This is a genomic window from Ralstonia sp. VS2407, assembly GCF_052950655.1.
The window spans coordinates 161832-186623 of the sequence record NZ_JBRFVG010000004.1 but is presented as its reverse complement, the minus strand read 5'-3'; the positions used below and the strand labels follow the sequence as shown (position 1 = coordinate 186623).

Here is a 24792-nt window from a genome sequence, read left to right as displayed (position 1 = left end):
TTTCGCATGTCCGCATCCAATCGAGCCACGCTCGCCGTCATCATCGTCGCCAAGAACGAAGCCGCTGATATCGGCGACTGCATCCGTTCGGTGCGCGACTGGGCGGACGATGTCATCGTCTTCGACTCGGGTAGCACAGACGGCACGCAAGATATCTGCCGCCAGCTAGGTGCGCGCGTGTTCGAGACCGACTGGCCCGGCTACGGCGAGCAGTCCAACCGTGCCTTGCGCGAGGCGCGTACCGACTGGGTGCTCTCGCTGGACGCCGACGAGCGCATCAGCCCCGAGTTGCGTGCCGAGATGATCGCCGTCCTGGAATCGGGCAGCTCGCACACTGTTTATTCGATGCCGCGCAGCTCCAGTTTCTGCGGTCGCTTCATGAAGCATTCGGGCTGGTGGCCGGACCGCATCCGCCGCTTTTTCAAGCGCGAGCGGGTGACGTTCTTCGATGCGCCGGTGCACTCGCACCTGGTCTTCGAGGGTACGGTGGGCGACTTCCGCGCGCCGATCATTCACTACTCGATTCCAGACCTGAAGGCTGCGCTCGACAAGGCGAACGATTATTCGACCGCCGGTGCGGCCGCAGCCTATGCCAAGGGCAAGCGCGCGTCGCTGGGCAGTGCGATTGGTCACGGGCTGTGGGCGTTCATCCGTACGTACATCATCCAGCGTGGTTTCCTCGATGGTGCGGAGGGCTTCATGCTCGCCGTGTCGAACGCCGAGGGCACGTACTACCGCTACATCAAGCTGATGATGCTGCATCGTCATGGCAAGCGCTGAGCCGCCGCGTCGCATCGCCCTCATCGTTACGACGTATAACCGCCCAGATGCGCTGGCTCGCGTACTGGCCGGCTGTGGCGCACAGACCGACCACGCATTCGACGTCGTCGTCGCTGACGACGGTTCGCGCGATGACACACGCGTGGCGGTCGAAGCCGCTGTCAAGACTGCGCCGTATCCACTACGCCATGTCTGGCATCCCGACGACGGCTTTCGCGCAGGCGAAATCCGCAACCGCGGCGTGCTGGCGACAGACGCCGACTACCTCGTTTTTCTCGATGGCGATTGCGTGCCGCGTCCGGATTTCGTGGCGCGGCATCGCGCGTTGGCGGAGCGGGGGCGCCTGCTGTCCGGCAGCCGCATCCTCCTGAATGAAGCGATGACGCGTGAGGTCGTCGCCCAGCAGATCGATATCCACTTGAAGGACCGCGCGTATTGGTTTGCCGCCTGGCGCGCGCGCCGCATCAACAAGTTCCTGCCGCTACTGGTGCCAGGTTTGCCGGTGCCGCGTACATTCAAGGACACCAGCCTGCGCGGCATCAAGAGCTGCAACCTTGGCGTGTGGCGCAGCGATTTCGAGCGCGTGAACGGCTTCGATCAGAGCTTCGTCGGGTGGGGCCATGAAGACGCCGATCTGGCGGTCCGCCTGTACAACGCAGGTGTGCGGCGCAAGCGCGGCTTCTGCGCGACTGAGGTCTTCCACCTGTGGCATCGCGAGCAATCGCGCGAGCAGGAAAGCCCCAACTATCAACGCATGATGGCTCGGCGCAATACCGACATCATCCGCGCAGACGCTGGGCTTGCAGAACTGCGAGGGCAGCGCGCCTGAGCGGGCGCCATCTGCTCACCAAGTCTTCTTCTGCTTAACGATGCCGAGGAACGGCCGCACGAAAATCTGATAGAGGAACTTGCGCACGAAGATCTGGCGCAGGTGATGGCCGACGCCAAGACGGTTGTCGGCTTCGCGGCTTTTGATAGCGCGATCGGCTTCCAGGTTGGAGCCGCTATCGAAGTGCTGCACGCCAATCACATAAGGCACGACCGCGCGTATCTGCACGATGCCTTCGCGCTCGAACTTGTACCAATAGTCTGCGGCCAGCCACACGGGATAGAGCTGCTCAACCATGCGCTTGGCCGCCGCGCGCGTGATGAAATAGCCATGCGCGAGCCACTGGTAGTTGGCAAGTTTGACCGTGCGGTGGTCAGCTGTCAGCGGCCGGGCGCTGCGTTTGTAGTAACGGTCGATGTGCGTGAGCAATGTGACGACCGGTTCGTCGGGCGACACGCTCTGTGCGAGCGCGTCGAGCACGGCTGGCACATCCGGCCCGAGCTTTGCATCGTCTTCCAGGATGAGCGCGTAGGGCAGGTTCTGCTCGATCATTGCCCGGTAGACACCTAGGTGGCTCAGCGCGCAGCCGACTTCGCCGACAGTCAATTCGCGGCTTTGACTCGTCGCGCGCGCATGATCGTAGTGGCGCGCAAATTCGTCGGCGGGGAGCGCCTTGCCGTACACAGCTGGGAAACGGCTGTGCGGCAGGCCCAGCGCGTCAAGCTGGCGTTCCAGCGCCTCGCGGCGTCCGGCGTCGTGCTCAAGATTGATGAAAAACGTGGGAACGCGCGAACTCATTGCAGAAGCGTCAGATGATGCGTAGGCCAGTCTGGACCTGGGATTGCGCAGCAGGATGGGCCGGGTGGTCGATTGCCGCTAAAATGCCGGGTCGCCCGTCTGTCGGATGACAGCTGCTGCAACGCACTTTATGTCGGCGGCGCTGACCGCCATGCGACGCAAGCTGCCCACCCTCATTTGAAAACGCCGTGAGTATACAAGCAAAGTCTGATCACCCAGCGCCCGCCAAGCCGATGCTCAAGCGGTTATGGGGCTACCTGCGCCCCGAATTGACCGCCTTCATCCTGGCAATGGTCGCCATGGGCGTGGTGGCGGCCACTGAGGGGATCATCCCGAAGGTCGTAAAGGATTTGCTGGATCAGGGCTTCGGCGGTGAATACGCCGGCAGGCTGTGGCAGGTGCCGGCCATGCTGGTGGGCATTGCCGTGGTGCGCGGCATCGCGCAGTTTGCGTCGACGTATCTGTTGAGCCTGGTGTCGAACAAGGTGCTGCTGAATCTGCGGATGAAGATGTTCGAGCGCCTGCTGCAGGCGCCCGCTTCGTACTATCAGCGCAATACGGCGGCGTCGATCATCAACGCGGTCATCTTTGAAGTGAACCAGGTGCTGCAGGTGCTCACCGGCGTGTTCATCACGCTGGTGCGCGATTCGATGACCGTGCTGGCGCTGCTGATCTTCCTCTTCTATACCAATTGGCGCCTGACGCTGGTGGTGGCGGTGATCTTGCCGATCATCGGGCTGCTGATGTCGCGTATCAACCGCCGGCTGCGCTCGCTCAACCGCGAGAGCCAGAACCTGACCAACCAGGCCGCCTATGTGGTGGAGGAAGCCGTGGGCGGCTACAAGGTCGTCAAGCTGCATGGCGGCGAGGCGTATGAATCGCTGCGCTTCAATGCCATGACGAATCGTCTGCGTGGTTACGCCATGCGCGTGGCCGTGGCCGGTGGCCTGAACCAGCCGGTGACGCAGTTTCTGGCGGCGCTGGCGCTGTCGATCATCCTGGCCATTGCCATGATGCAGGCACAGGCCAACCAGACCACGGTCGGCGGCTTTACCGGCTTCGTGATGGCGATGCTGCTGTTGATCTCGCCGCTCAAGCACTTGACCGACGTGAATCAGCCGCTGCAGCGCGGCCTGACCGCCGCCGAGTTCATCTTCGGCTTGATCGACACACCGATCGAACCGCAAGAAGGTGGCAAGAAGATTGATCGCGCCCGTGGCGACGTCCGCTTTGACAACGTCACGTTCCGCTATGGCGAAGACGGCCGGGCAGCGCTTGACAACGTCAACCTGCATGTCAAGCCGGGCGAGGTCGTTGCGCTGGTCGGGCCGTCGGGCAGTGGCAAGACCACGCTGGTGAACCTGCTGCCGCGCTTCTTTGATCCCACCTCGGGCACGATCTCGCTCGACGGCGAAGCGCTAGCGGATCTGGCGCTGCACGACCTGCGCCGCCAGATTGCCTTCGTGAGCCAGGATGTGGTGCTGTTCAACGACACCATTGCCGCCAACGTGGCCTATGGCGCGCGAGACGCCTCCGAGATCGACATGGCCCGCGTGCGCCGTGCGCTGGAAGCAGCCTACCTGACCGATGTGGTCGACAACCTGCCCGAGGGTATCGATACCAATGTCGGCGACAACGGTTCGAAGCTGTCTGGTGGCCAGCGCCAGCGCTTGGCGATTGCACGCGCGATCTACAAAGACGCGCCGATCCTGATCCTGGACGAAGCGACGTCCGCACTGGATTCGGAGTCCGAACGCCAGGTGCAGGCCGCGCTCGAACGGCTCATGGAAGGTCGCACGACCCTCGTGATCGCGCACCGTCTGTCGACCATCGAAAACGCCGACCGCATCATCGTGCTGGAGCACGGCAAGATTGCTGAAGCCGGCACGCACCGCGAACTCATCGAGCGCGATGGGTTGTATGCTGGACTGCATCGCATCCAGTTCGCCACCCAGTAAGCCTTGCCTTTCGGGCGGCGTGCTCAGGATGCTCACAACAAAGGAGACATCGTGACGACCACAACGCCGCCCATCAGCCGGTTCCCCGTTCCTGAACTGGCAGACATTCCCGAAGATATCCGCGCGCGCATCCTGGAGGTGCAGGAGAAGAGCGGCTTTGTGCCGAACGTCTTCCTGGCGCTGTCGCATCGGCCCGACGAGTGCCGCGCCTTCTTTGCATACCACGATGCCCTGATGCTGCGCGAAGGCAGCAGCCTCACCAAGGGCGAGCGCGAGATGATCGTGGTCGCCACGTCCGCCGCCAACCAGTGCCTGTATTGCGTGGTCGCACACGGCGCCATCCTGCGCATCTACGAGAAGAAGCCACTGGTGGCCGACCAGATCGCCGTCAATTACCGCAAGGCCGATATCACGCCCCGCCAGCGCGCCATGCTCGACTTTGCGATGAAGGTCTGCACCGAATCGCACACCGTCAATGACGCCGATTATGAAGCACTGCGCGCGCACGGCTTCGATGATGAGGACATTTGGGATATCACCGGCATCACCGCCTTCTTTGGCCTGTCGAATCGCATGGCGAATGTGATTTCGATGCGGCCCAATGACGAATTCTTCCTGCTTGGCCGCGTGCCGCGCGAGAAGAAGTAGGGCGCAGGCCGCCTACGCCGTCAGCTCGCGCAACGCTTCGAGCAGCTTGACGGCCGGGCTCGGCAGAATGCCGTGCCGGCGGCGGAACGCGGTGAGCGTGCGGCGTGCCACCAGGCCGGGAATCGGCAACGGCTCGATCACGCCGGCGCGGCGCTCGGCATCGATCATCGGTTCGGCCATCCAGCTCAGGAAGCCGGAGCGCGCCACCAGGCTCTTGAGTGCCGTCACCGAGCGCGTTTCCACCACGATATTCGGAAGCCCAAGACCGGCGGCTTCGAACACCTGACGCATGTGCTCGTACGGGCCGGTGCCGCGCGGCGGAACGGCCCAGAATGCATCCAGCGTATCGGCCAATGTCAGGCCTGGGCGATGGCGTAGCGAATGCTCCGGCGACGCGACCACGAAACTCGCATCCTCCCAGCGGCAATCCGCGATGGCGATGATTTCATCGGTGTCCGCCATCGCCATGGAAAGCGCGAGGTCGATCTCGTGCTTGACCAACCCTTCGGCCAGCCGGTCCCATACGCCTTCCAAGATCTCTACGCGCAGGTTCGGCCAGCGGGCTACCACCGTGCCGACGGCCAGCGGCAAGACATAGCTTGCGATGCTGCCCACCGCACCCACGCGGATGGTGCCCTTGGCAAGGCCGCGCATCGCGTTGATCTCTTCCTGTGCGTAATTGGCCTCGTGCTGGAGCAGCGACGCGTGCGGCAGGAGCGCCTGCCCGATGGCCGTGAGTTGCATTCCCTTGGAATGCCGCTCGAACAGCGGGGCGCCCACTTCGTCTTCTAACCGCTTGACGATGCGGCTGAGCGCAGGTTGCGTGACGTGCAGCACCTCTGCCGCACGCCCGAGGCTGCCCGTGGAAACGATGGTGGTGAAGGCGCGCAACTGGCGCAGATCGAAAGTCATGCTGGAAGGTAATGACTTTTCCGAAATAATTCAATATCGCGTTAATCGCTACGGATTCCATACTGGCAGCCTGTTTCAAGGAGACTGCCTGTATGACCCGCACTTCGCTCGCGCTGACCACCGTGCGCGACGTCACGATCGACTTGCTGCGCCGACTCGGCATGACCTACGTGTTCGGCAATCCTGGCTCGACCGAGCTGCCGATGTTTCGCGATTTTCCGGAGGATTTCCGCTACATCCTGGGCTTGCAGGAAGCCGTGGTGGTCGGCATGGCGGACGGCTTTGCGCAGGCAACGGGCAATGCCGCGCTGGTGAACCTGCATTCGGCGGCCGGTGTCGGCAATGCCATGGGCAATATCTTCACGGCCTTCAAGAACCGTACGCCGCTTGTGATTACCGCTGGGCAGCAGGCGCGGTCCATCCTGCCATTTGATCCGTTCCTGGCTTCCAACCAGGCGACGGAACTGCCCAAGCCGTATGTGAAGTGGAGCGCTGAGCCCGCGCGTGCGCAAGATGTGCCGCTGGCGCTGGCCCGCGCATATCACATTGCGATGCAGGAGCCGCGCGGCCCCGTGCTGGTGTCGATTCCCGTGGATGACTGGGACCAGCCTGCCGCGCATGTTGCCGTGCACGAAGTGGCGACAGCGGTGCGGCCCGATCCGGTCATGCTGGCGCGCATCGGCGACCTGCTCGACGCGGCGCAGCGGCCGGCGTTCGTGGTTGGGGCCGCGGTCGATCGCGCTGGCGCGTGGGATGCGGTCGTGCAACTCGCCGAGACCCACAACGCGCGCGTGTTCACCGCGCCGATGGCAGGGCGCGGGGCGTTTCCGGAAGACCACCGCCTTTTCGCCGGTTTTCTTCCCGCCATGCGTGAAAAGATCGTCAGCCTCCTGCAGGGACATGACGTGGTGTTCGCGCTCGGCGCCCCGGCGTTTACGTATCACGTGGAAGGCCATGGGCCGCATGTGCCGGTCGGGGCGAAGCTCGTGCAGTTGATCGACGATCCAGCGACCGCTGCGTGGACGCCGGAGGGCATTTCCGCCGTTGGCAACATCCGCCTGGGTGTGCTGGATCTGCTCGCCCGCCCCGCGCCACCGGCACGGCCGCTGCCCGCGCCACGCGTCGAATCGCCGCGCGCCGAGCCGGCGTCGCCCATGTCGGCGGCCTTTGTTCTACAGACGCTCGACGCTGTACGCGGACCCACAGATATCGTTGTCGAAGAAGCCCCGAGTGCCCGGGCGACCATGCAGGCCTATCTGCCGATGCGCCGCTCCGGCGCCTTCTACACGATGGACAGCGGCGGCTTGGGCTACGGCATGCCCGCCGCCGTGGGAGTTGCTCTGGCCACCCCTGGTAAGCGTGTCATCGGCTTGATTGGCGATGGTTCGAGCATGTATTCGATCCAGGCGTTGTGGAGCGCGGCGCTGCTCAAGTTGCCCATGACGTTCGTGATCCTGAACAACCGCCGCTATGCCGCCCTGCAGGATTTCGCCCCGGTATTCGGCTTTGCGCCAACCGACGCGGTGCAGGGCACGGATCTGCACGGCATCGATTTCGTAGGCCTGGCCCGCGCGATGGGTTGCACTGGCCAGCGCGTGGGCGACCCGCGTGCGCTGGAATCCGTACTGCGTACAGGGCTGCAATCCGCCGGACCAACCTTGATTGAAGTGGAGATCGCTTGATGACGAATACGAACATTGCCGCGCCGGATGCGGTGCTGACCATCTCGATGCTCATCAACGGCGAACGCGTGCACGCCGCCAGTGGTGCGGTGTTCGAGCGGCGGAATCCGCTTGACGGCACCGTGGCCACGAGAGCGCCAGCCGCCACCGTGGACGATGCCCGTCGCGCTGTCGACGCCGCCGCTGCAGCCTTCCCCGTCTGGGCAGCCATAGGACCGACGGAGCGCCGCGCGTTGCTGATGCGTGCTGCGCAAGCGCTCGAAGCCAAGGGCGATGCTTTTGCTGCGGCGATGGCCGCGGAGACCGGCGCCTCCGCGCTGTGGGCCGGCTTCAACGTGCATCTCGCTGCGAGCGGTTTGCAGGAAGCTGCCGCCATGGTCACGCAGATTGCGGGCGAGATCATTCCGTCCGATGTGCCAGGCAGCCTCGCCATGGGCGTGCGCCAACCGGCAGGCGTTGTGCTGGGCATCGCGCCGTGGAATGCACCGGTCATCCTCGCGGTGCGTGCAATTGCGTTGCCGCTGGCGTGCGGTAACACCGTCGTGCTCAAGGGCTCGGAAGTTTCGCCCGCCACGCACGGGCTCATCATCGAAGCCTTGCAGGAGGCGGGCTTGCCACGCGGCGTCGTCAATTTTGTGACGAATGCGCCGGCCGACGCGGGGGCCGTGGTGGAGGCGATGATTGCCCACCCGGCCGTGCGGCGCGTCAACTTTACGGGCTCCACGCGCGTGGGTCGCCTCATCGCGCAGATGTGCGCGACGTATCTGAAGCCTGCTGTGCTGGAGTTGGGCGGCAAGGCGCCGCTGCTCGTGCTGGCAGATGCCAATATCGACGCCGCTGTCGATGGTGCGGCGTTTGGCGCATTCGCCAATTCTGGCCAGATCTGCATGTCCACCGAGCGCATCATCGTCGACGAATCCATCGCCGATACGTTTGTCGCGAAGCTGGCTGCCAAGGCTGCAGCGCTGCCGCTGGGCGATCCACGCAAGGGGCCGGCGGTGCTGGGCTCGGTGGTCGACATGAGCACGGTCGAACGCTGCAATCACCTCATCGACGACGCGCTCGCCAAGGGCGCGAAGCTGCTGTGCGGCGGCAAGGCAGACAGCACACTGATGCCCGCCACGCTGCTCGACCACGTCACGTCCGACATGCTGATCTACGCGGAAGAATCATTCGGTCCGGTCAAGGGCATCGTGCGCGTGAGCGGTGACGATGCCGCCATCGCCTGCGCGAATGACAGCGCGTATGGCTTGTCGTCCGCCGTGTTCAGCCGCGATGTGGCGCGGGCGATGAACGTTGCGCGCCGCATCGAATCCGGCATCTGCCACATCAACGGCCCGACCGTGCACGACGAGGCGCAAATGCCGTTCGGCGGCGTCAAGGCGAGCGGCTTCGGGCGCTTTGGCGGCCGCGCCGGTGTGGCGGAGTTCACCGAACTGCGCTGGATGACGGTGCAGACCACGCCGCGCCATTACCCGTTCTGAGCCACGATGCCGATGAAGATCGCAATCCTCGGCGCGGGCGCAATGGGCTCGCTGTTTGGCGGGCTGCTGGCCGAAGCCGACAAGCACGTCACGCTGCTCGACATCAACGACGCGCATTTGCACGCCATTGCTGCGCACGGTTTGCGGCTGGAAACCGATCGCGGCGATCGTCACGTGCGGAACCTGCAGGCGCTGCGTCCGGGCGATGCGACAGAGGTACCCGATGTGCTGATCGTCTTCACCAAAGCGATGCACACACGGGCGGCATTGGCGAGCGTGCGTCATCTCATCGGCGCATCAACGCATGTCCTGACGCTGCAGAATGGGCTCGGCAATGTGGAGGCGCTGGCGTCGGTCGTGCCACAGGAGCGCATCTTCGTTGGCGTGACGACGTGGCCAGCGGATCTTGCTGGGCCAGGCCACGTGCGCTCCCACGGCGCGGGCGTGATCCGGCTGATGACCGCAGACGGCACGCCGCGTCCGATGCTGGCACGCGTGGTCGATACGCTCAGCGCCGCCGGCCTGAACTGTCAGTCCGATGCGAACGTATGGGGCGCTGTATGGGAGAAAGTCGCCTTCAACGCCGCGCTGAACCCGCTGTGCACGGTGCTGAATCAGCCCGTCGACGCGCTGGGCGCGGTGGAAGACGGCCCAATGCTGGCGCTGACCATCGTGGACGAAGTGCTGGCCGTGGCACGCGCGAGCGGCATTACGGTTGACGCCGCGAAGGTGAACGACAACGTGCGGCACGCCATCGTCGCGCATCGCGGGCACAAGCCGTCGATGCTGCAGGACGTGCTTGCCGGGCGCCAGACCGAGATCGAATCCATCAACGGCGCCGTGGTGGCGACGGCACGCCGGCATGGCGTGCCCGTGCCGCACACCGAGACGTTGATGCAGTTGGTGCGGTTGGTGCAGGCGAGCGCCGTGCACCAGCGGGCGCCCTAGCAGGACGAGGTACCTAGGGATTCATTCGATGGCGCGCAGACGCCACCTCAACGGAGACAACCCCATGAAGTGCAGTTCCAAATTGTTGAGCGCAGTGGTGGTATCGCGTTGCGCGTTCGCATGCTCTACGCCCCCGCGGAGGCCGGCATGAGCCAGAACCAGACCACGCTCGATATCGGTACGGTCCTCGATGATGGACCGTTTTCCTTCGCGCAGAAGATGGCGGTGCTGCTGGCAGCCTTTGCAATCGTCATGGATGGTTTTGACGGCCAGTTGATCGGCTTTGCCATCCCCGTGCTCATCAAGGAGTGGGGCATCACGCGCAACGCGTTTGCACCGGCGGTGGCTGCGGGCCTGATTGGCATGGGGCTCGGCAGCGCGCTGGCGGGCCTGTTTGCCGATCGCTTCGGGCGACGCTGGGCGTTGATCGGCAGCGTATTCGTGTTTGGCGTGGCGACGTGCTCGATCGGTTTTGCACCGAATGTGGCGACAATTGCCGCGCTGCGATTTATCGCCGGTCTGGGTATTGGTGGCGCGCTGCCAAGCTCCACGACGATGACGGCGGAGTTCACGCCTGCGCGTCGCCGCACGCTGGCGGTGACGGCCACCATCGTGTGCGTGCCGCTGGGCGGGATGGTGGCAGGTCTGTTTGCGGGCCACGTGCTGCCGCTCTATGGCTGGCGCGGCCTGTTCTGGATTGGCGGTGCGCTGCCGCTCGTGCTTGGTTTTGTGTTGGTGGCCGCGCTGCCAGAATCGCCGCGCTTCCTGGCGCGTCGCCAATCGCATTGGCCACAACTGGCGCATCTGCTGTCGAAGATGGGGCGCGATGTGCCCGCCAATACCGCGTTTGCGGATGTGGCGGGTCAGAAGGTCATTCAGCACGCGAGCTTCCGCTCGCTTTTTGCCCCGGGGCAGGCGCGCGATACGGTGGCGCTTTGGGCGGCCTTCTTCATGTGTCTGCTCGCCGTGTACGCAGCGTTCAGCTGGTTGCCGACGATGCTTGCTTCAGAAGGCTTGAGCGTGAGCGTGGCGGGCTCGGGGCTCACGGCGTACAACCTTGGCGGGGTGATCGGCGCGTTGGTCTGCGCGGTGACTATCGCACGGTGGGGTTCGCGTTGGCCAATGGCGCTGTGTTGCGTGGGCGCGGCCGCGAGCGCCTTTGCGTTGCAGGGTGTCGACGCCAAGCTAAACACGAACCTGCTGATCGTCGGGCTTGGGCTGCACGGGCTGTTCGTCAACGCCGTGCAATCGACGATGTATGCGCTCTGTGCCTATGTTTATCCGACGGCGGTGCGCGCAACGGGCACGGCGTCGGCGGTGGCGTTCGGTCGGCTGGGCGCGATTCTCAGCGCGTTTGCCGGGGCGATGGTCATCACCGCCGGCGGGTCGGCGGCCTATCTGGCCATGCTCGGGATCGTGATGTTGGTGGTGTTGGCCGCGCTGCTCGCCATGCGCGAGCAAATTCCACGTCTGACCGAGCGTGCGCGAGCATCATTGGCAGCCGCGCCGGTTTCGCACGGCAGCCCGGTCAAACCGTAACTGCCGGCGCCTGTGGGCAGCACTACATCAGGATGATGTCGTACTGCTCCTGGCTGGCCGCCGACGATTCCACCTGCAGCGAAATCGGCTTGCCGATGAAATCCCCCAGCATCGCAAGGTGCTGGCTTTCTTCTTCCAGGAACAAATCGATTACCGACTGCGACGCGAGGATGCGGAATTCGCGCGGATTGAACTGCCGCGACTCGCGCATGATCTCGCGCAGGATGTCGTAGCACACGGTGCGCGGCGTCTTCACCTGGCCCTTGCCCTGGCATACCGGGCACTGCTCGCACAGCACATGCGCGAGCGATTCGCGCGTGCGTTTGCGCGTCATCTCCACCAGGCCCAGTTGCGAGAAGCTGTTGACCGTGATGCGCGTGCGGTCGCGCGACAGCGCCTTGCGCAGTTCTGCCAGCACCGCATCGCGATGCTCGGCCGACTCCATGTCGATGAAGTCGATGATGATGATGCCGCCCAGATTGCGCAGCCGCAGCTGACGCGCAATGGTGTGGGCTGCTTCCAGGTTGGTCTTGAAGATCGTGTCGTCGAAGTTGCGCGCGCCCACGTAACCGCCGGTGTTGACGTCGATGGTCGTCATCGCCTCGGTCTGGTCGATCATCAGGTAACCGCCCGATTTCAGGTCGACCCGGCGCGACAGCGCACGCTCCACTTCCGCTTCGATGTTGTACAGGTCGAAGATCGGCCGTTCGCCGGTGTAATGCGTCAGGCGCTCGACCACGGCCGGCGTGTACTCCTGCGCAAACTCGACGAGCTTCTGATGGTTCTCGCGCGAATCGACCTGAATGCTGCGCGTTTCGTCTGTCACGAAATCGCGCAGCACGCGCTGGGCGAGGTTCAGGTCCTGATACAGGATCGACGGGGCGGGCAGGGTCGTCGCGTTGTGGCGGATGGTCGCCCAGATCTTGCGCAAGTACGCAACGTCGTTGGCAAGCTCTTCGTCGGTCGACTCTTCGGCGATGGTGCGCACGATAAAGCCGCCGCGCTCATCGGTTGGGACCATGGCGGTCACGCGCGAACGCAGCGCTTCACGTTCGGCCTCGTTGCCGATTTTTTGCGAGATACCGATGTGCGGGTCTTGCGGCAGATACACCAGCGTGCGGCCGGCAATGCTGACCTGCGTGGACAGCCGCGCCCCTTTGGTGCCGATCGGGTCTTTGATGACCTGCACCATCAGCGCCTGGCCTTCGAAGAGCGTTTTTTCGATGGCGACCTGCGGTGTAGGCGGCGCGTCTTTGGCATCACGCGGGTGCCAGATGTCGGCCACATGCAAAAACGCGGCGCGCTCCAGCCCGATATCGATAAAGGCCGACTGCATGCCGGGCAGCACGCGCACCACCTTGCCGAGGTAAATGTTGCCGACCAGGCCGCGCGTCAGCGTGCGCTCGATGTGAAGCTCTTGAACAGCGGCTTGCTGGACGATGGCCACGCGCGTTTCTTGCGGCGTGATATTGACGAGGATGTCTTCGGACATGGGGATACCTGGAGAGCGGGTTTCAGCACCCGCCTCTGGGCCGGACAGCGTTGCCCGAAGCGTGTCTTGAAACCGGCCCTCGCACGCTGTCCGGCGCGTGCATCAATGGCCGGTCAGAGAGCGCGAGTTACAGCGTGGTTCACAGCGTGATGCCCGCCTGTGCGAGCAGCGCTGCTGTCTCGAACAAGGGTAGGCCCATGATACCCGAATAGCTTCCCGAAATATGGGCCACAAAGGCGGCTGCGCGACCCTGGATGCCGTACGCGCCGGCCTTGCCAAAGGGCTCGCCGCTGGCGATGTAGCGGGCGATGTCGTTGTCCGTCATCACGGCAAAGCGCACGTCGGAAATGGACAGCGCGTGCATCGGCGTGCCGCTGGCGGTGACGACCGTCACGGCGGTCAGCACTCGGTGCTCGCGGCCAGACATGGCGCGCAGCATGCGGTGGGCATCGGCGGCGTCGGTCGGCTTGCCGAGGATCTCACCGCCCAGGCATACCGTGGTGTCGGATGTGAGGATCGGCAGGGCAGGGAGGGTGCGGGCGATGCGGCGGCGCACCGCAGCTTGTGCCTTCAACGCGCAGACACGTTGGACGTAGTCATCTGGCGTCTCGCCGGGAAGCACAGCTTCCAGCGCTTCGGCATCTTCGTCGTCGGCGGCCAGCAGGAGCTCGAATCGCGCGCCGATCTGGCGCAGCAGTTCCTGCCGGCGCGGGCTTTGCGAGGCGAGATAGAGGTGTGGCGCGCCGGGTGCATCCATGGTCATACGCGGTGGTACGGATGGTTCTGCGTGATGCTCCACGCGCGATAGAGCTGCTCGGCCAGCAGCACGCGCACCATGCCATGCGGCAGCGTCAGGCTCGACAGGCGGATCAGCGTACGGGCTTTTGCCTTGAGCGCCGGGTCCAGCCCATCCGCGCCGCCGATCACGAAGGCGATGTCGCCGCCTTCCTGTTGCCATCCGGTGAGGGATTCTGCCAGTGCGACGGTGGTGAGGTCTTTGCCGCGCTCATCCAGCGCGATCATGCGGCAGCCCTTGGGCAGCGCGGCTTCAATGCGAGCGGCTTCAAGTTGCATGACGGTGGCGGCGGTGCGGCTGCCCGAGCGCTGCTCGGGCTTGATCTCACGCAGTTCGATGCGCAGCTCGGGCGGCATGCGCTTGGCATATTCAGAGAAGCCGTCCTCGATCCAGGACGGCATCTTGTGCCCGACGGCAACGATCAGCAACTGCATGGCGAGACTGCGTGCTCGACGTTACGCTGCGCGCTTTTTGGCCGGAGCGCGCTTGGCTGCCGTCTTGGTCGCCGTTTTTGCGGTGGTCTTGCCGGTACCGGTTGCGCGCTTGGTTGCCGGCTTCTTGGCGGCTGTCTTGGCGGGAGCCTTCTTGGCCGGTGCTGCGGCCTTGGTCGGGCGCTCACCTGCCAGCTTCGGCTTGGTGGTGCGGCGTTTGGCTGGCGTGACCTCTTCAGGCTCGTCTTCCTCGTCGTCGTAACCTTCGCTGGCCTTGGGCAGACCGCGCTTGCCGGTGCCGCCGAGCTCGATGCGCACCGGCTTGTCGCCCCAGATCTCTTCGAGGTTGTAGTACTGGCGCAGTTGCGGCTGCATGATGTGGACCACGGCGTCGCCGCAGTCGACGAGCACCCATTCGCCCACGTCTTCGCCTTCCACGGCGATGACGTGGCCGCCGGCTTCCTTGACGGCGTCACGCACCGATGCGGCGAGGGCCTTAGTCTGGCGGTTAGATGTGCCGCTGGCGATGACCGTGCGGTCGAACAGTTCGGTCAGGTGGGTCGTATTGAAGACCTTGATGTCTTGCGCCTTGACGTCTTCGAGCGCGTCGACGATCACGCGTTGTAGTTTGCGAATATCCATACTGAGTGAGAAGAACGTTTAAAGGGCGAGAAAAAAGGTCGAAAATGCGCGTGGTGAATCACGCGGTCAGGCACTGACCGTGCCATTGGCACGGCGGTACAGCGAATGCGATTGGATCAGGTCGGCCACGCCGGCGGGCAGGTCGGCGTCGCAGCGCGCGCCGCTGGCAAGCTGCTGGCGCAGGCGTGTGGATGACAGGTCGACGGCCAGGGTCTGGTCGATCCACATATGGCCGGCGGGTGCGCATTGTATCAATGCCGTGTCGCCCCGGCGCACATCGAGTTCGCGCTGCACTGGCGCATGCAGCGCCTGAAGGTCGAAACCGGGGCGTGTGGCGACACACAAGTGGACGTATTCGAACAGGTCCTGCCAGCCGTGCCAGGTGTCCAGGCCGACGAGCTGGTCGGCACCCATGAGCCACGCCATGGAGGTGTCCGGGCCGTAGACGCCGCGCAACTCGCGCACGGTATCGATGGTGTAGCTGGGGCCATGGCGGTCAACTTCCATGCTGCTCACATGGACACGGGCGCGGCCACCCTGCACCGCTTTGGCGGCCAGTTCGGTCATGGCAAAGCGCAGCGGTGCGGGCGTGATGTCGGAGGCTTTCTGCCAGGACACGCCGGTGGGAATCCACAGCAGCTCATCCAGGTCGAGGCGGGTGATGCACAGTTCGGCCAGGGCGATGTGGCCAACGTGCGGCGGGTCGAACGTGCCGCCCAGCAAGCCAAGTCGATAGGGGCGATCGAGATCGGGGCGCACGAATGTGGGAAGCGTCATACCCAGTCGCGCGCCGGCAGGAAATCGGTGTACAGCGCGGCCTCCGGCGAACCCGGTTCCGGCTGCCAGTCGTAGCGCCAGTTGGCGACCGGCGGCATCGACATCAGAATCGATTCTGCGCGGCCGCCGCTTTGCAGGCCGAACAGCGTGCCACGGTCAAAGACCAGATTGAACTCGACATAGCGGCCACGGCGGTAGGCTTGAAAGGCGCGTTCGCGCTCACCGTAGGGTGTGGCGTGGCGTTGTTCGGCGATAGGCAGCCAGGCGGGCAGAAAGGCGTCGCCGACCGAGCGCATCATCTCGAAGCTGCGCTCGAAGCCCAGCTCCGCAAAGTCGTCGAAGAAGATGCCGCCGACGCCGCGCGCTTCCTTGCGGTGCTTCAGATAGAAATAATCGTCGCACCATTGCTTGAAGCGCGGGTACAGCTCATCGCCGTAGGGGGCCAGGGCGCCCTGGCAGGTGCGGTGGAAATGCGACGCGTCTTCGGTGAAACCGTAGTAAGGCGTGAGATCCATGCCGCCGCCGAACCACCAGACGGGCTCGGCGTCGGGGCGCACGGCGACGAAGCAGCGCACATTCATATGCACCGTCGGCACGTACGGGTTGCGCGGGTGGAAGACCAGCGACACCCCCATCGCCTCAAAACCTCGCCCCGCCAATTCTGGCCGGTTGGCGGTCGCCGAGGGGGGCAGGGTGTCACCCATCACGTGCGAAAAACCGACGCCGCCGCGCTCAAGGAGCGCGCCGCCTTCCAGAATGCGGGTGCGACCGCTGCCGCGCAGGCGCTCGGTGGGCGGCTTCTCCCATGCGTCGGTGACGAACGTGCCGCCGTCCAGGGCGCTGGCGGCAGTGGTGATGCGGTCCTGCAGGTCCAGCAGGTAGGCGCGGACGACTTGGGTATCCATGCGATCAGAAGGGGCCGCTCGAAGGGGCGAGTCAGGCCGAGTCATACGGTTGTCACCATTGTAGCGGGCGCGCAGCCGGGGCAAGTCGGGGATCACCCGGGGTGACGGATGCCGCGCCTGCCCCATGGTGGGGCATCAGCGCGGCTGGCTATCGCTCAATGGCGGATGGCGCGATGGCCGATATCGGTCCGGTACTGTGCGCCGTCAAAGTGGATCTGCTCGATGGCGTTGTACGCCGCACGCTGGGCCGCCTTGACGGTATCGGCCAGGCCAACGACGCACAGTACGCGGCCGCCGTTGGTCGTCAACACGCCGTCCTTGAGTGTGGTGCCGGCGTGGAAGGTGACGCTGTCTTCGGTTTCCTTCGGGATGCCGGTGATGACGTCGCCCTTGCGCGGCGTGTCCGGGTAGTTGTGTGCGGCCATGACCACGCCCAGTGCGGTGCGGCGGTCCCAGTCCAGCTCCATGCCGTCGAGCTTGCCGTCGATGGCGCGGTCCAGCACGTCGTACAGGTCGGTCTTCATGCGCGCCATGATGGGCTGCGTTTCCGGATCGCCCATGCGGCAGTTGAATTCGAGCGTCTTGGGGTTGCCTTCTGCGTCGATCATCAGGCCGGCATACAGGAAACCGGTGTACGGAATGCCATCCTTCTCCATGCCGCGGATGGTCGGCAGGATGATCTCGCGCAGGGCGCGGGCGTGCAGTGTGGGCGTAACCACCGGCGCGGGCGAGTAGGCACCCATGCCGCCCGTGTTGGGGCCGGCGTCACCGTCGAGCAGGCGCTTGTGGTCCTGGCTGGTGGCCAGTGCCACGACGTTCTTGCCGTCGCACACCACGATGAAGCTGGCTTCTTCGCCGGCGAGGAATTCTTCGATCACCACGCGCGCACCGGCGTCACCCAGACGGTTGTCGGCCAGCATCATGTCGATGGCGTTGTGCGCTTCTTCGGCCGTCATTGCCACGACCACACCCTTGCCGGCGGCCAGGCCATCGGCCTTGATGACGATCGGGGCGCCTTCCTGGTCAATGTACGCGTGTGCCTGCGCAGCATCGCTAAAGGTCTGGTACTTGGCGGTCGGAATACCGTGGCGGTGCATGAACGCCTTGGCGAAATCCTTCGACGATTCGAGCTGCGCGGCGGCCTTGGTCGGGCCGAAGATGCGCAGGCCCTTGGCGCGGAACAGGTCGACGATGCCGGCGGCCAGCGGCGCTTCTGGCCCGACCACCGTGAAGTGGATGCCTTCGCGCTCGGCAAAGGCTGCCAGCACTTCCGGATCCGTGATCGGGAGGTTCTGCAGGCGCTTGTCGAGCGCCGTACCGCCGTTGCCGGGGGCCACGTATACCACCTGCACCTTGGGCGAGCGTGCCAGCTTCCATGCCAGGGCGTGCTCTCGACCGCCCGAACCGACCACCATCACTTTCATGCTGTACCTACTCAAAAATTCGAAATCTGGAAAACAAAAACGGCGATCGTGAGGTCGATCGCCGTTATGCGCGTGTCCCGGGGCTTACTCCCCGAAGACCGCGTTGGTGAAGACTTCCTGCACGTCGTCCAGGTTTTCCAGGACGTCGAGCAGCTTCTGCATCTTGACCGCGTCTTCGCCGGTGAACTCGACTTCGGTCTGCGGCTTCATGATGACTTCGGCCAGTTCCGCCTTGAAGCCTGCGGCTTCCAGCGCGGTCTTGACCTTGGTGAAATCGTTGGGCGGGCAGATGACTTCGAGCGAGCCGTCTTCATGGGTGACGACATCGTCGGCGCCGGCTTCGAGCGCGGCGTCCATCAGCTTGTCTTCCGGCGTGCCCGGCGCGTAGATGAACTGACCGATGTGGTCGAACAGGAACGCGACGGAGCCCGATGTGCCCATGTTGCCGCCGTACTTGTCGAACCCGTGGCGGACTTCGGCCACGGTGCGCGTGCGGTTGTCGGTGAGGCAGTCGACGATCACGGCTGCGCCGTTGATACCGTAGCCTTCGTAGCGGATTTCTTCGTAGTTCGCGCCTTCCAGACCACCCACACCGCGCTGGATGGCGCGGTTGATGTTGTCCTTGGGCATGTTCGCGTCGGTGGCCTTGTCCATGGCCAGGCGCAGGCGCGGGTTGGAGTCGGCATCGCCGCCGCCCAGACGGGCCGCCACGGTGATTTCCTTGATCAGGCGCGTCCAAACTTTGCCGCGCTTGGCGTCGGCAGCGGCTTTCTTATGCTTGATATTGGCCCATTTGGAATGACCGGCCATGAAACTCTCCGAGCGGAATGCAGTGGAATCTGGCGCCCAGATGGCGGTTTGACGCCACCTGCACGCTCTATAATCGGTCGCGGATTTTAGCATGCTGCACACGCCCGCCGCCCCGTCCATCCGGTCGACTTGCTGGTGTGTCATCCCCCCAGATTGATCCTCGTCCAAACGCCATGACCGATCCCATCCTGATTGCCAAGAACGCCAAAGCGGAGTTGGTGCTGCTGCCCCAGCTCGCCAACCGGCATGGCTTGATCACCGGCGCTACCGGCACCGGCAAGACCGTCACCCTGCAAACGATCGCCCAGGGCCTGTCGAAGATCGGCGTACCGGTTTTCCTGGCCGACGTAAAAGGTGATCTGACCGGCATTTCGCAAGTCGGTCAACCGAACGACAAGCTCAAGGCCCGCCTGCAGGAACGCGGTCTGGAAGAGCCGCAATGGGCCAGCTGCCCCGTCACGTTGTGGGATGTGTACGGCGAGCGTGGCCACCCTGTGCGCGCCACCGTGTCCGACATGGGCCCGCTGATGCTCTCGCGCATGCTGGAGCTGAACGACATCCAGACCGGCGTGCTGAACCTCGTCTTCAAGATTGCGGACGACTCGGGTCTTGCGCTGCTCGACATGAAAGACCTGCGCGCGATGCTTCAGCACGTTGGCGAGCATTCTTCGGACTACACAAACAAGTACGGGAATATCTCGTCGGCCAGCATCGGGGCCATCCAGCGCAACCTGATCGCGCTGGAAGAGCAGGGGGCCGACCAGTTCTTCGGCGAGCCGATGCTCGATATCAATGACCTGATGCAGACCGTACGCGGCCAGGGCGTGATCAACATCCTGGCGGCCGACAAGCTGCTCAACGCGCCCAAGTTGTACGCGACGTTCCTGCTGTGGATGCTCTCCGAGTTGTTCGAGCATCTGCCCGAGGTGGGCGACGTGGACAAGCCCAAGCTCGCCTTCTTTTTCGACGAAGCACATCTGCTGTTCAATGACGCGCCGCCGTCGCTGCTGCAGAAGGTGGAGCAGGTGGTGCGGTTGATCCGCTCCAAGGGCGTGGGCGTGTACTTCGTGACGCAAAACCCCGCCGACGTGCCCGACACGGTGCTCGGCCAGCTCGGCAACCGCGTGCAGCATGCGCTGCGGGCCTTCACGCCGCGCGATCAGAAAGCCGTGAAGGCGGCGGCCACCACGATGCGCGCGAACCCCGAGTTCAGCATCGAAGAGGCCATCGGCGAATTGGCCGTGGGCGAGGCGCTGATCTCCATGCTGGACGAGGGCGGCCGCCCGGAGATCACGCAGCGCGCGTTTGTCGTGCCGCCTGCATCGCGCATCGGGCCGATCTCGGACGAAGAGCGCCGCGAGCTGATGGCCAATTCGCTGGTGGCCGGCCGCTATGAGGCGGCAATCGACCGCGAATCGGCGTACGAAATCCTGAGCGGGCGCGTGGCGAAAGGCGGGGCGGCGTCCGCACCGGCACCGGGTTCCATCGGCACGGATTTCGGCGCATCGACGGGCTCGGCACCCGCACCGGCGCCTGCGCCCGCCCAGCAGGAAAGTGGCGGCTGGCTTGGCGATGTCGGCTCGATCCTGACCAAGGGTACGGGCCGCAGCGGCCGTGGCGATTCGATTGTCGAAACGTTGGCCAAGTCGACGATGCGCACCATCGGCTCCACTGTCGGGCGCGAAATCGTGCGCGGCGTGCTGGGCAGCATTCTGGGCGGATCGAAGAAGCGCTGAGCGCATTCGACGCACCAAAGACAACAGCCGGCATTGCCGGCTGTTTTTGTTTGCACTGGGAATGCGCGATCAGTTTTTCGTGCCGAAGAGGCGGTCGCCCGCGTCACCCAGGCCGGGGATGATGTAGGCGTTGTCATCCAGGTGGGAATCCAGCGAGGCCACGAACAGCTTCACGTTCGGATGCGCCTTCTGGAACACCTCCACACCTTCGGGCGCCGCCACCAGCGCGAGGAACAGGATGTTCTCGTCGGGCACGCCGCGCTTCTTCATCACGTCGACAGCGTGGACGGCCGAGTAGCCGGTGGCGACCATCGGATCGCACAGGATGAAGGTGCGGTCTTCCAGGTCCGGCAGCCGCACGAGGTATTCCACCGGACGGTGTTGCTCATCACGGTACACGCCAATGTGGCCGATGCGCGCCGACGGAATCAGTTCGACCAGCCCGTCGCTCATGCCGACGCCCGCGCGCAGCACCGGCACCACGGCCAGCTTGCGCCCGGCGATGACGGGCGCTTCCATCGGGCCCATCGGCGTGTCGATGTGGCGGCTGGTCAGCGGCAGGTTGCGCGTGATCTCGTAGCCCATCAGCAGCGTGATCTCGCGCAGGAGCTCGCGGAACGTGCGCGTCGACGTGTCCTTGTCGCGCATGTGCGTGAGCTTGTGCTGGATCAGCGGGTGATTGAGGATGAACAGGTTCGGAAAGCGCGGATCTTGTTTCATGGCGGCAAGGGATTCTCAGATGGGGCGCATTGTACCGGCGCGCCCCGCGCCGATTGTGGAGGCGCTCAACGGCGGCCGCGCATCAGGATCACATACACCACGGCCGAAATCGCCAGGCCCACGAACCATGCATACGTGTACAGCGCTTCGAACACGCCCGGCACGTTGGCGACGAACCCGGCCTGCTTGAAGAAGCCCGGCAGATTGGGCAGCACGCCGATGACGAGCGCGGCGATGGCGCGGCCGTTCCAGCCGTTGCCGTAACCGTACGGGCCGTCCACGCGGAACAGTTCGCCCGTCTTGAGCACGGTGCGGCGCACCAGGAAGTAATCGACCATCATGATGCCGGCCACCGGGCCCAGCAGCGCGCCGTAACCGACCAGCCACGTGAAGATGTAGCCCTTGGTCGTTTCCAGGATCTTCCACGGCATCATCGCCAGGCCGATGCCCGCCGTGATGTAGCCGCCGATGCGGAACGAGATGCGGTGCGGTGCCAGGTTCGAGAAGTCATACGCCGGCGAGACCACGTTGGCTGCGATGTTCGTCATCAGCGTGGCGGTGATCAGCGCCAGCAGGGCCACGATGACCGACGGGCCCGTCATCTTGCCGGCCAGCGTGACCGGATCCCAGATGGCCTGGCCGTAGATGACCACCGTGGACGACGTGACCAGCACGGCCACCAGTGCCAGCAGCCCCATCGGCAGCGGCAGGCCGATTGCCTGGCCGACCAGCTGATCACGCTGGCTGCGTGCGAAGCGGGTGAAGTCGGGAATGTTCAGCGCCAGCGTGGCCCAGTAGCCGACCATGGCCGTGAGCGACGGCCAGAAGAAGCCCCAGAACTCGCCGGCGCGCTTGCCGCCCGCCGCAAACGCCGACGGCGCAGACAGCATGGGCCCGAAGCCGCCCGCATTGATATACGCCCACCAGACCAGGCCCAGCGCCGCCAGGATCAACAGCGGCGTGGCCAGCGCCTGGAAGCGCTTGATCGATTCGAGCCCCTTGGTGATCAGCCAGATGTGCAGCGCCCAGAACAGCAGGAAGCAGAATCCCTGGCCGGGGTTGATGCCCAGCCCCGGAATGTTGCTGCCGACCAGCATGTTGTCGGTGACGACGTTGAGGATCGTGTAGATCGCCTGGCTGCCAAGCCACGTCTGGATGCCGAACCAGCCGCATGCGACGATGGCCCGCAGGATGGCCGGCAACTGCGCGCCGCGCACGCCAAACGATGCCCGCACCAGCACAGGGAACGGGATGCCGTACTTGGTGCCAGCGTGGCCCACCAGCACCATCGGCACGAGCACGATGAGGTTGCCGAGAAACACCGTCAGCACGGCCTGCCACCAATTCATGCCCTCGCTCATCAGGCCCGACGCCAGCATGTAGGCTGGCACCGACACCACCATCGATACCCACAGCGCGGCGTAGTTGGTCGCCGTCCAGGTGCGGGCAGCCTGCGGGGTGGGGTTGAGGTCTTCGTTCCAGAGGGTCGGGTCGGGTGCCCCGGCGGGGCCCGCGGGGAACGCGGAAGAGGTGGTTTGGCTCATGTCGATGTGGGATCCGTTGTCGTTGTAGATTTTCGGAATGCAGGCGCGATTGTACGGCGGCCCCGGGCGTATCCAAGCGAAACCTGTGCCACGCGCAGCGCACCCCGCGCCGGAACGTTTTGTTGAATTCCAATACAATCGACGACGCTCTCCAACGCCGCTCGCTTCTCTCCCGCGCCCCGCTGTGACCACCGCGTCTTCTGCGTCTTCCAGTTCCGCAAGAACCACCGACACCGGCGGCCTGCTGCTTGCCTCCGCGGGCGCCGTCCTGTTTTCCGCCAAGGCCATCGTCGCCAAGCTGATGTACCGCTATCAGGTGGACGCCGTCATGGTCATCACTCTGCGCATGCTGCTGGCCGCGCCGCTGTTCATGGCGATGGGGTGGTGGCAGTCGCGCGGGGCCGAGCCGCTCACCGTGCCAGACCGCTGGCGCATCGTCGGCTTGGGGCTCATCGGCTATTACCTCTCCAGCTTTCTCGACTTCCTCGGCCTGCAGTACATCACGGCAGGGCTGGAGCGGCTGATCCTGTTTCTGACGCCGTCGTTCGTGCTGCTGATTACATCGACGGTTTTCAAGCGGCGCATCACCGGCTTGCAGTGGGTGTCGCTGGCGCTGGCCTATGCCGGCATCGTGCTGGTGTTCGCGCACGACCTGAACCTGGGCGGTAACAACGTGTGGCTGGGCGGCGGGTTGGTGCTCGCCAGCGCCATCAGCTACGGTATCTATCTGCTGGCCAGCGGTGAGCTGGTCAAGCGTGTTGGGTCGATGCGGCTGGTTGCCTATGCGATGTGCGTGTCGACCGCGGCCTGTATCGTCCAGTTTCTGATGTTGCGGCCGGTTTCAGCGTTGGTGCTGCCCTGGCAGGTATATGGGCTGTCGGCCATCAACTCGGTGTTCTGCACGGTGGCGCCGGTCACGATGACGATGATGGCGGTGGCGCGTGTGGGTGCGCCGGTGGCGTCGCAGGCGGGCATGATCGGGCCGGTGTCGACGCTGCTGTTGGGCTGGTGGCTGCTGGGCGAGCCGATCACGATTTGGCAGATTGCCGGCAGCGCGCTGGTGCTTGCCGGGATGGCGCTGCTGTCACGCCGTCGCGGCTGACGGGCGGCCAATCGAAATAACAATCACAAGGAGTCAGACAGGATGGACTTGGGGCTGAAAGGCAAGCGGGCGCTGGTGTGCGGCGCAAGCAAGGGATTGGGCTTTGCGTGTGCCGACGCGCTGGCCGCCGAAGGCGTGGACGTGGTGATCGTCGCGCGCGGTGCCGAAGCGTTGTCGGCAGCCGCCGAGCGCATCCGCACGGCGCACGGCGTGCGCGTGGAAGCCGTCGCCACCGACATCACCACGCCGGAAGGCCGCGCTGAGGCGCTACTCGCGTGCGAACGCCTGGGCGGCTCGCCCGACATCCTCATCAACAACGCAGGTGGCCCCCCGCCAGGCAACTTCCGCGATTGGGACCGCGACGCCTGGAATGCCGCGCTCAACGCCAACATGCTCACGCCCATCGATCTCATCAAAGCCACCGTCGACAAGATGATCGAGCGCCGCTGGGGCCGCATCGTCAATATCACCAGCGGTGCCGTGAAGGCGCCGATCGACGTGCTGGGTTTGTCCAACGGCGCGCGCTCCGGGCTGACGGGCTTCGTGGCGGGCCTGGCGCGTGAAGTCGCCAAGCACGGCGTGACCATCAACAATCTGCTGCCGGGCCAGTTCGAGACCGATCGCCTGACCAAGACGCTGGAAGCGGGCGCCAAGGCCGCCGGCATCAGCGCAGAAGAAAATTTCGACCGCAAGCGGCAGGGCAATCCGGCTCGACGCTTTGGCCAACCGGCCGAATTTGGCGCCGTGTGTGCCTTCCTGTGCAGCCAGCATGCTGGCTACCTGAATGCGCAAAACATCCTGCTGGATGGCGGCAGCTTCCCTGGCACCTTCTAAG

At 64.7% G+C, this 24792-nt stretch carries 23 protein-coding genes; 11 read left to right on the top strand and 12 right to left on the bottom strand.

The features are described 5' to 3' along the window. The first annotated feature begins 6 nt into the window (after positions 1-6). Entirely contained in the window at positions 7-780 is a 774-nt protein-coding gene (locus tag ACU8YE_RS08765) for a glycosyltransferase family 2 protein (protein ID WP_446928522.1), read from the top strand. Then, positions 767-1609: a glycosyltransferase gene (locus ACU8YE_RS08760; protein ID WP_440839399.1), complete on the top strand. Its 843-nt coding sequence runs from the start codon at positions 767-769 to the stop codon at positions 1607-1609. Before ACU8YE_RS08765 ends, ACU8YE_RS08760 begins: the two co-directional genes overlap by 14 nt. Positions 1610-1624: 15 nt before the next feature. On the opposite strand, the gene ACU8YE_RS08755 is transcribed toward ACU8YE_RS08760, so the two are convergent. After that, a complete protein-coding gene (locus tag ACU8YE_RS08755; protein WP_446928521.1) occupies positions 1625-2407 on the bottom strand; it encodes a glycosyltransferase family 25 protein in 783 nt (260 codons plus the stop codon). Positions 2408-2640: 233 nt separating this feature from the next. On the opposite strand from ACU8YE_RS08755, the gene msbA reads away from it, so the two are divergent. Continuing rightward, complete coding sequence (gene msbA, locus ACU8YE_RS08750; RefSeq protein ID WP_232043030.1) at positions 2641-4365, top strand: lipid A export permease/ATP-binding protein MsbA; 1725 nt, start codon at positions 2641-2643, stop codon at positions 4363-4365. Between the two features lie 51 nt (positions 4366-4416). Continuing rightward, positions 4417-5013 carry a peroxidase-related enzyme gene (locus ACU8YE_RS08745; protein ID WP_316869908.1) on the top strand — a complete coding sequence of 199 codons (597 nt, stop codon included), beginning with the start codon at positions 4417-4419 and terminating at the stop codon, positions 5011-5013. Between the two features lie 12 nt (positions 5014-5025). Here the strand turns inward: ACU8YE_RS08745 and ACU8YE_RS08740 are convergent, their stop codons facing one another. Continuing rightward, positions 5026-5925: a LysR family transcriptional regulator gene (locus ACU8YE_RS08740; RefSeq protein WP_260801894.1), complete on the bottom strand. Its 900-nt coding sequence runs from the start codon at positions 5923-5925 to the stop codon at positions 5026-5028. Between the two features lie 92 nt (positions 5926-6017). On the opposite strand from ACU8YE_RS08740, the gene mdlC reads away from it, so the two are divergent. From mdlC to ACU8YE_RS08720, 4 genes are all read left to right on the top strand, one after another. Then, positions 6018-7607: a benzoylformate decarboxylase gene (gene mdlC, locus ACU8YE_RS08735; protein WP_440475676.1), complete on the top strand. Its 1590-nt coding sequence runs from the start codon at positions 6018-6020 to the stop codon at positions 7605-7607. A 32-nt stretch (positions 7608-7639) separates the two neighbouring features. Next, positions 7640-9091, top strand: a complete 1452-nt coding sequence (locus ACU8YE_RS08730) for an aldehyde dehydrogenase (RefSeq protein WP_446928614.1) — start codon at positions 7640-7642, stop codon at positions 9089-9091. A gap of 12 nt (positions 9092-9103) precedes the next feature. Then, positions 9104-10039, top strand: coding sequence for a ketopantoate reductase family protein (locus tag ACU8YE_RS08725; RefSeq protein WP_446928520.1), 936 nt, complete (start codon positions 9104-9106; stop codon positions 10037-10039). Positions 10040-10159: 120 nt separating this feature from the next. After that, positions 10160-11578: an MFS transporter gene (locus ACU8YE_RS08720; RefSeq protein WP_260801891.1), complete on the top strand. Its 1419-nt coding sequence runs from the start codon at positions 10160-10162 to the stop codon at positions 11576-11578. Positions 11579-11600: 22 nt separating this feature from the next. Here ACU8YE_RS08720 and rng read toward each other — a convergent pair whose 3' ends face one another. From rng to ACU8YE_RS08680, 8 genes are all read right to left on the bottom strand, one after another. Continuing rightward, positions 11601-13070 (bottom strand): ribonuclease G, encoded by a 1470-nt coding sequence (gene rng / locus ACU8YE_RS08715; RefSeq protein ID WP_232040599.1) that lies wholly within the window; start codon positions 13068-13070, stop codon positions 11601-11603. A 139-nt stretch (positions 13071-13209) separates the two neighbouring features. Beyond that, complete coding sequence (locus tag ACU8YE_RS08710; RefSeq protein ID WP_232040598.1) at positions 13210-13833, bottom strand: Maf family protein; 624 nt, start codon at positions 13831-13833, stop codon at positions 13210-13212. Next, complete coding sequence (gene rlmH / locus ACU8YE_RS08705) at positions 13830-14300, bottom strand: 23S rRNA (pseudouridine(1915)-N(3))-methyltransferase RlmH (protein WP_027680941.1); 471 nt, start codon at positions 14298-14300, stop codon at positions 13830-13832. The genes ACU8YE_RS08710 and rlmH overlap by 4 nt, the downstream gene beginning before the upstream one ends. Before the next feature lie 21 nt (positions 14301-14321). Then, entirely contained in the window at positions 14322-14939 is a 618-nt protein-coding gene (gene rsfS / locus ACU8YE_RS08700) for a ribosome silencing factor (RefSeq protein WP_322017320.1), read from the bottom strand. A 66-nt stretch (positions 14940-15005) separates the two neighbouring features. After that, positions 15006-15716 (bottom strand): nicotinate-nucleotide adenylyltransferase, encoded by a 711-nt coding sequence (locus tag ACU8YE_RS08695; RefSeq protein WP_322017319.1) that lies wholly within the window; start codon positions 15714-15716, stop codon positions 15006-15008. Next, positions 15713-16621, bottom strand: a complete 909-nt coding sequence (hemF, locus tag ACU8YE_RS08690; RefSeq protein WP_232040595.1) for an oxygen-dependent coproporphyrinogen oxidase — start codon at positions 16619-16621, stop codon at positions 15713-15715. Before hemF ends, ACU8YE_RS08695 begins: the two co-directional genes overlap by 4 nt. A 155-nt stretch (positions 16622-16776) precedes the next feature. Then, positions 16777-18045, bottom strand: a complete 1269-nt coding sequence (purD, locus tag ACU8YE_RS08685; RefSeq protein WP_316878949.1) for a phosphoribosylamine--glycine ligase — start codon at positions 18043-18045, stop codon at positions 16777-16779. Between the two features lie 84 nt (positions 18046-18129). Further along, entirely contained in the window at positions 18130-18855 is a 726-nt protein-coding gene (locus ACU8YE_RS08680) for a YebC/PmpR family DNA-binding transcriptional regulator (protein ID WP_446928519.1), read from the bottom strand. 173 nt (positions 18856-19028) lie between these two features. Between ACU8YE_RS08680 and ACU8YE_RS08675 the strand changes: the two genes are divergently transcribed. Continuing rightward, positions 19029-20591, top strand: a complete 1563-nt coding sequence (locus ACU8YE_RS08675) for a helicase HerA-like C-terminal domain-containing protein (RefSeq protein WP_322017317.1) — start codon at positions 19029-19031, stop codon at positions 20589-20591. Between the two features lie 69 nt (positions 20592-20660). On the opposite strand, the gene upp is transcribed toward ACU8YE_RS08675, so the two are convergent. Together upp and ACU8YE_RS08665 are read right to left on the bottom strand one after the other, a co-directional pair. Then, a complete protein-coding gene (gene upp, locus ACU8YE_RS08670) occupies positions 20661-21311 on the bottom strand; it encodes a uracil phosphoribosyltransferase (RefSeq protein ID WP_232040591.1) in 651 nt (216 codons plus the stop codon). A 65-nt stretch (positions 21312-21376) separates the two neighbouring features. After that, positions 21377-22855 carry an NCS1 family nucleobase:cation symporter-1 gene (locus tag ACU8YE_RS08665; RefSeq protein WP_322017315.1) on the bottom strand — a complete coding sequence of 493 codons (1479 nt, stop codon included), beginning with the start codon at positions 22853-22855 and terminating at the stop codon, positions 21377-21379. A gap of 184 nt (positions 22856-23039) precedes the next feature. Between ACU8YE_RS08665 and ACU8YE_RS08660 the strand changes: the two genes are divergently transcribed. Both ACU8YE_RS08660 and ACU8YE_RS08655 read left to right on the top strand, forming a co-directional pair. Then, the gene (locus ACU8YE_RS08660; protein WP_446928518.1) at positions 23040-23957 is read left to right on the top strand and encodes a DMT family transporter; all 918 of its coding nucleotides are present in this window, start codon (positions 23040-23042) and stop codon (positions 23955-23957) included. Between the two features lie 42 nt (positions 23958-23999). After that, complete coding sequence (locus ACU8YE_RS08655; protein WP_147214644.1) at positions 24000-24791, top strand: SDR family oxidoreductase; 792 nt, start codon at positions 24000-24002, stop codon at positions 24789-24791. Position 24792: the final 1 nt, after the last annotated feature.

What these genes read in the sequence shown, in the direction of transcription:
- hemF (WP_232040595.1), bottom strand. Translation starts at nt 16,621, where the DNA reads ATGGATACCCAAGTCGTCCGCGCCTACCTGCTGGACCTGCAGGACCGC.
- ACU8YE_RS08765 (WP_446928522.1), top strand. Translation starts at nt 7, where the DNA reads ATGTCCGCATCCAATCGAGCCACGCTCGCCGTCATCATCGTCGCCAAG.
- ACU8YE_RS08755 (WP_446928521.1), bottom strand. Translation starts at nt 2,407, where the DNA reads ATGAGTTCGCGCGTTCCCACGTTTTTCATCAATCTTGAGCACGACGCC.
- ACU8YE_RS08675 (WP_322017317.1), top strand. Translation starts at nt 19,029, where the DNA reads ATGACCGATCCCATCCTGATTGCCAAGAACGCCAAAGCGGAGTTGGTG.
- ACU8YE_RS08665 (WP_322017315.1), bottom strand. Translation starts at nt 22,855, where the DNA reads ATGAGCCAAACCACCTCTTCCGCGTTCCCCGCGGGCCCCGCCGGGGCA.
- rlmH (WP_027680941.1), bottom strand. Translation starts at nt 14,300, where the DNA reads ATGCAGTTGCTGATCGTTGCCGTCGGGCACAAGATGCCGTCCTGGATC.
- ACU8YE_RS08655 (WP_147214644.1), top strand. Translation starts at nt 24,000, where the DNA reads ATGGACTTGGGGCTGAAAGGCAAGCGGGCGCTGGTGTGCGGCGCAAGC.
- rsfS (WP_322017320.1), bottom strand. Translation starts at nt 14,939, where the DNA reads ATGGATATTCGCAAACTACAACGCGTGATCGTCGACGCGCTCGAAGAC.
- upp (WP_232040591.1), bottom strand. Translation starts at nt 21,311, where the DNA reads ATGAAACAAGATCCGCGCTTTCCGAACCTGTTCATCCTCAATCACCCG.
- ACU8YE_RS08680 (WP_446928519.1), bottom strand. Translation starts at nt 18,855, where the DNA reads ATGGCCGGTCATTCCAAATGGGCCAATATCAAGCATAAGAAAGCCGCT.
- ACU8YE_RS08740 (WP_260801894.1), bottom strand. Translation starts at nt 5,925, where the DNA reads ATGACTTTCGATCTGCGCCAGTTGCGCGCCTTCACCACCATCGTTTCC.
- ACU8YE_RS08760 (WP_440839399.1), top strand. Translation starts at nt 767, where the DNA reads ATGGCAAGCGCTGAGCCGCCGCGTCGCATCGCCCTCATCGTTACGACG.
- purD (WP_316878949.1), bottom strand. Translation starts at nt 18,045, where the DNA reads ATGAAAGTGATGGTGGTCGGTTCGGGCGGTCGAGAGCACGCCCTGGCA.
- ACU8YE_RS08725 (WP_446928520.1), top strand. Translation starts at nt 9,104, where the DNA reads ATGAAGATCGCAATCCTCGGCGCGGGCGCAATGGGCTCGCTGTTTGGC.
- msbA (WP_232043030.1), top strand. Translation starts at nt 2,641, where the DNA reads ATGCTCAAGCGGTTATGGGGCTACCTGCGCCCCGAATTGACCGCCTTC.
- ACU8YE_RS08710 (WP_232040598.1), bottom strand. Translation starts at nt 13,833, where the DNA reads ATGACCATGGATGCACCCGGCGCGCCACACCTCTATCTCGCCTCGCAA.
- mdlC (WP_440475676.1), top strand. Translation starts at nt 6,018, where the DNA reads ATGACCCGCACTTCGCTCGCGCTGACCACCGTGCGCGACGTCACGATC.
- ACU8YE_RS08720 (WP_260801891.1), top strand. Translation starts at nt 10,160, where the DNA reads ATGCTCTACGCCCCCGCGGAGGCCGGCATGAGCCAGAACCAGACCACG.
- rng (WP_232040599.1), bottom strand. Translation starts at nt 13,070, where the DNA reads ATGTCCGAAGACATCCTCGTCAATATCACGCCGCAAGAAACGCGCGTG.
- ACU8YE_RS08695 (WP_322017319.1), bottom strand. Translation starts at nt 15,716, where the DNA reads ATGACGCTTCCCACATTCGTGCGCCCCGATCTCGATCGCCCCTATCGA.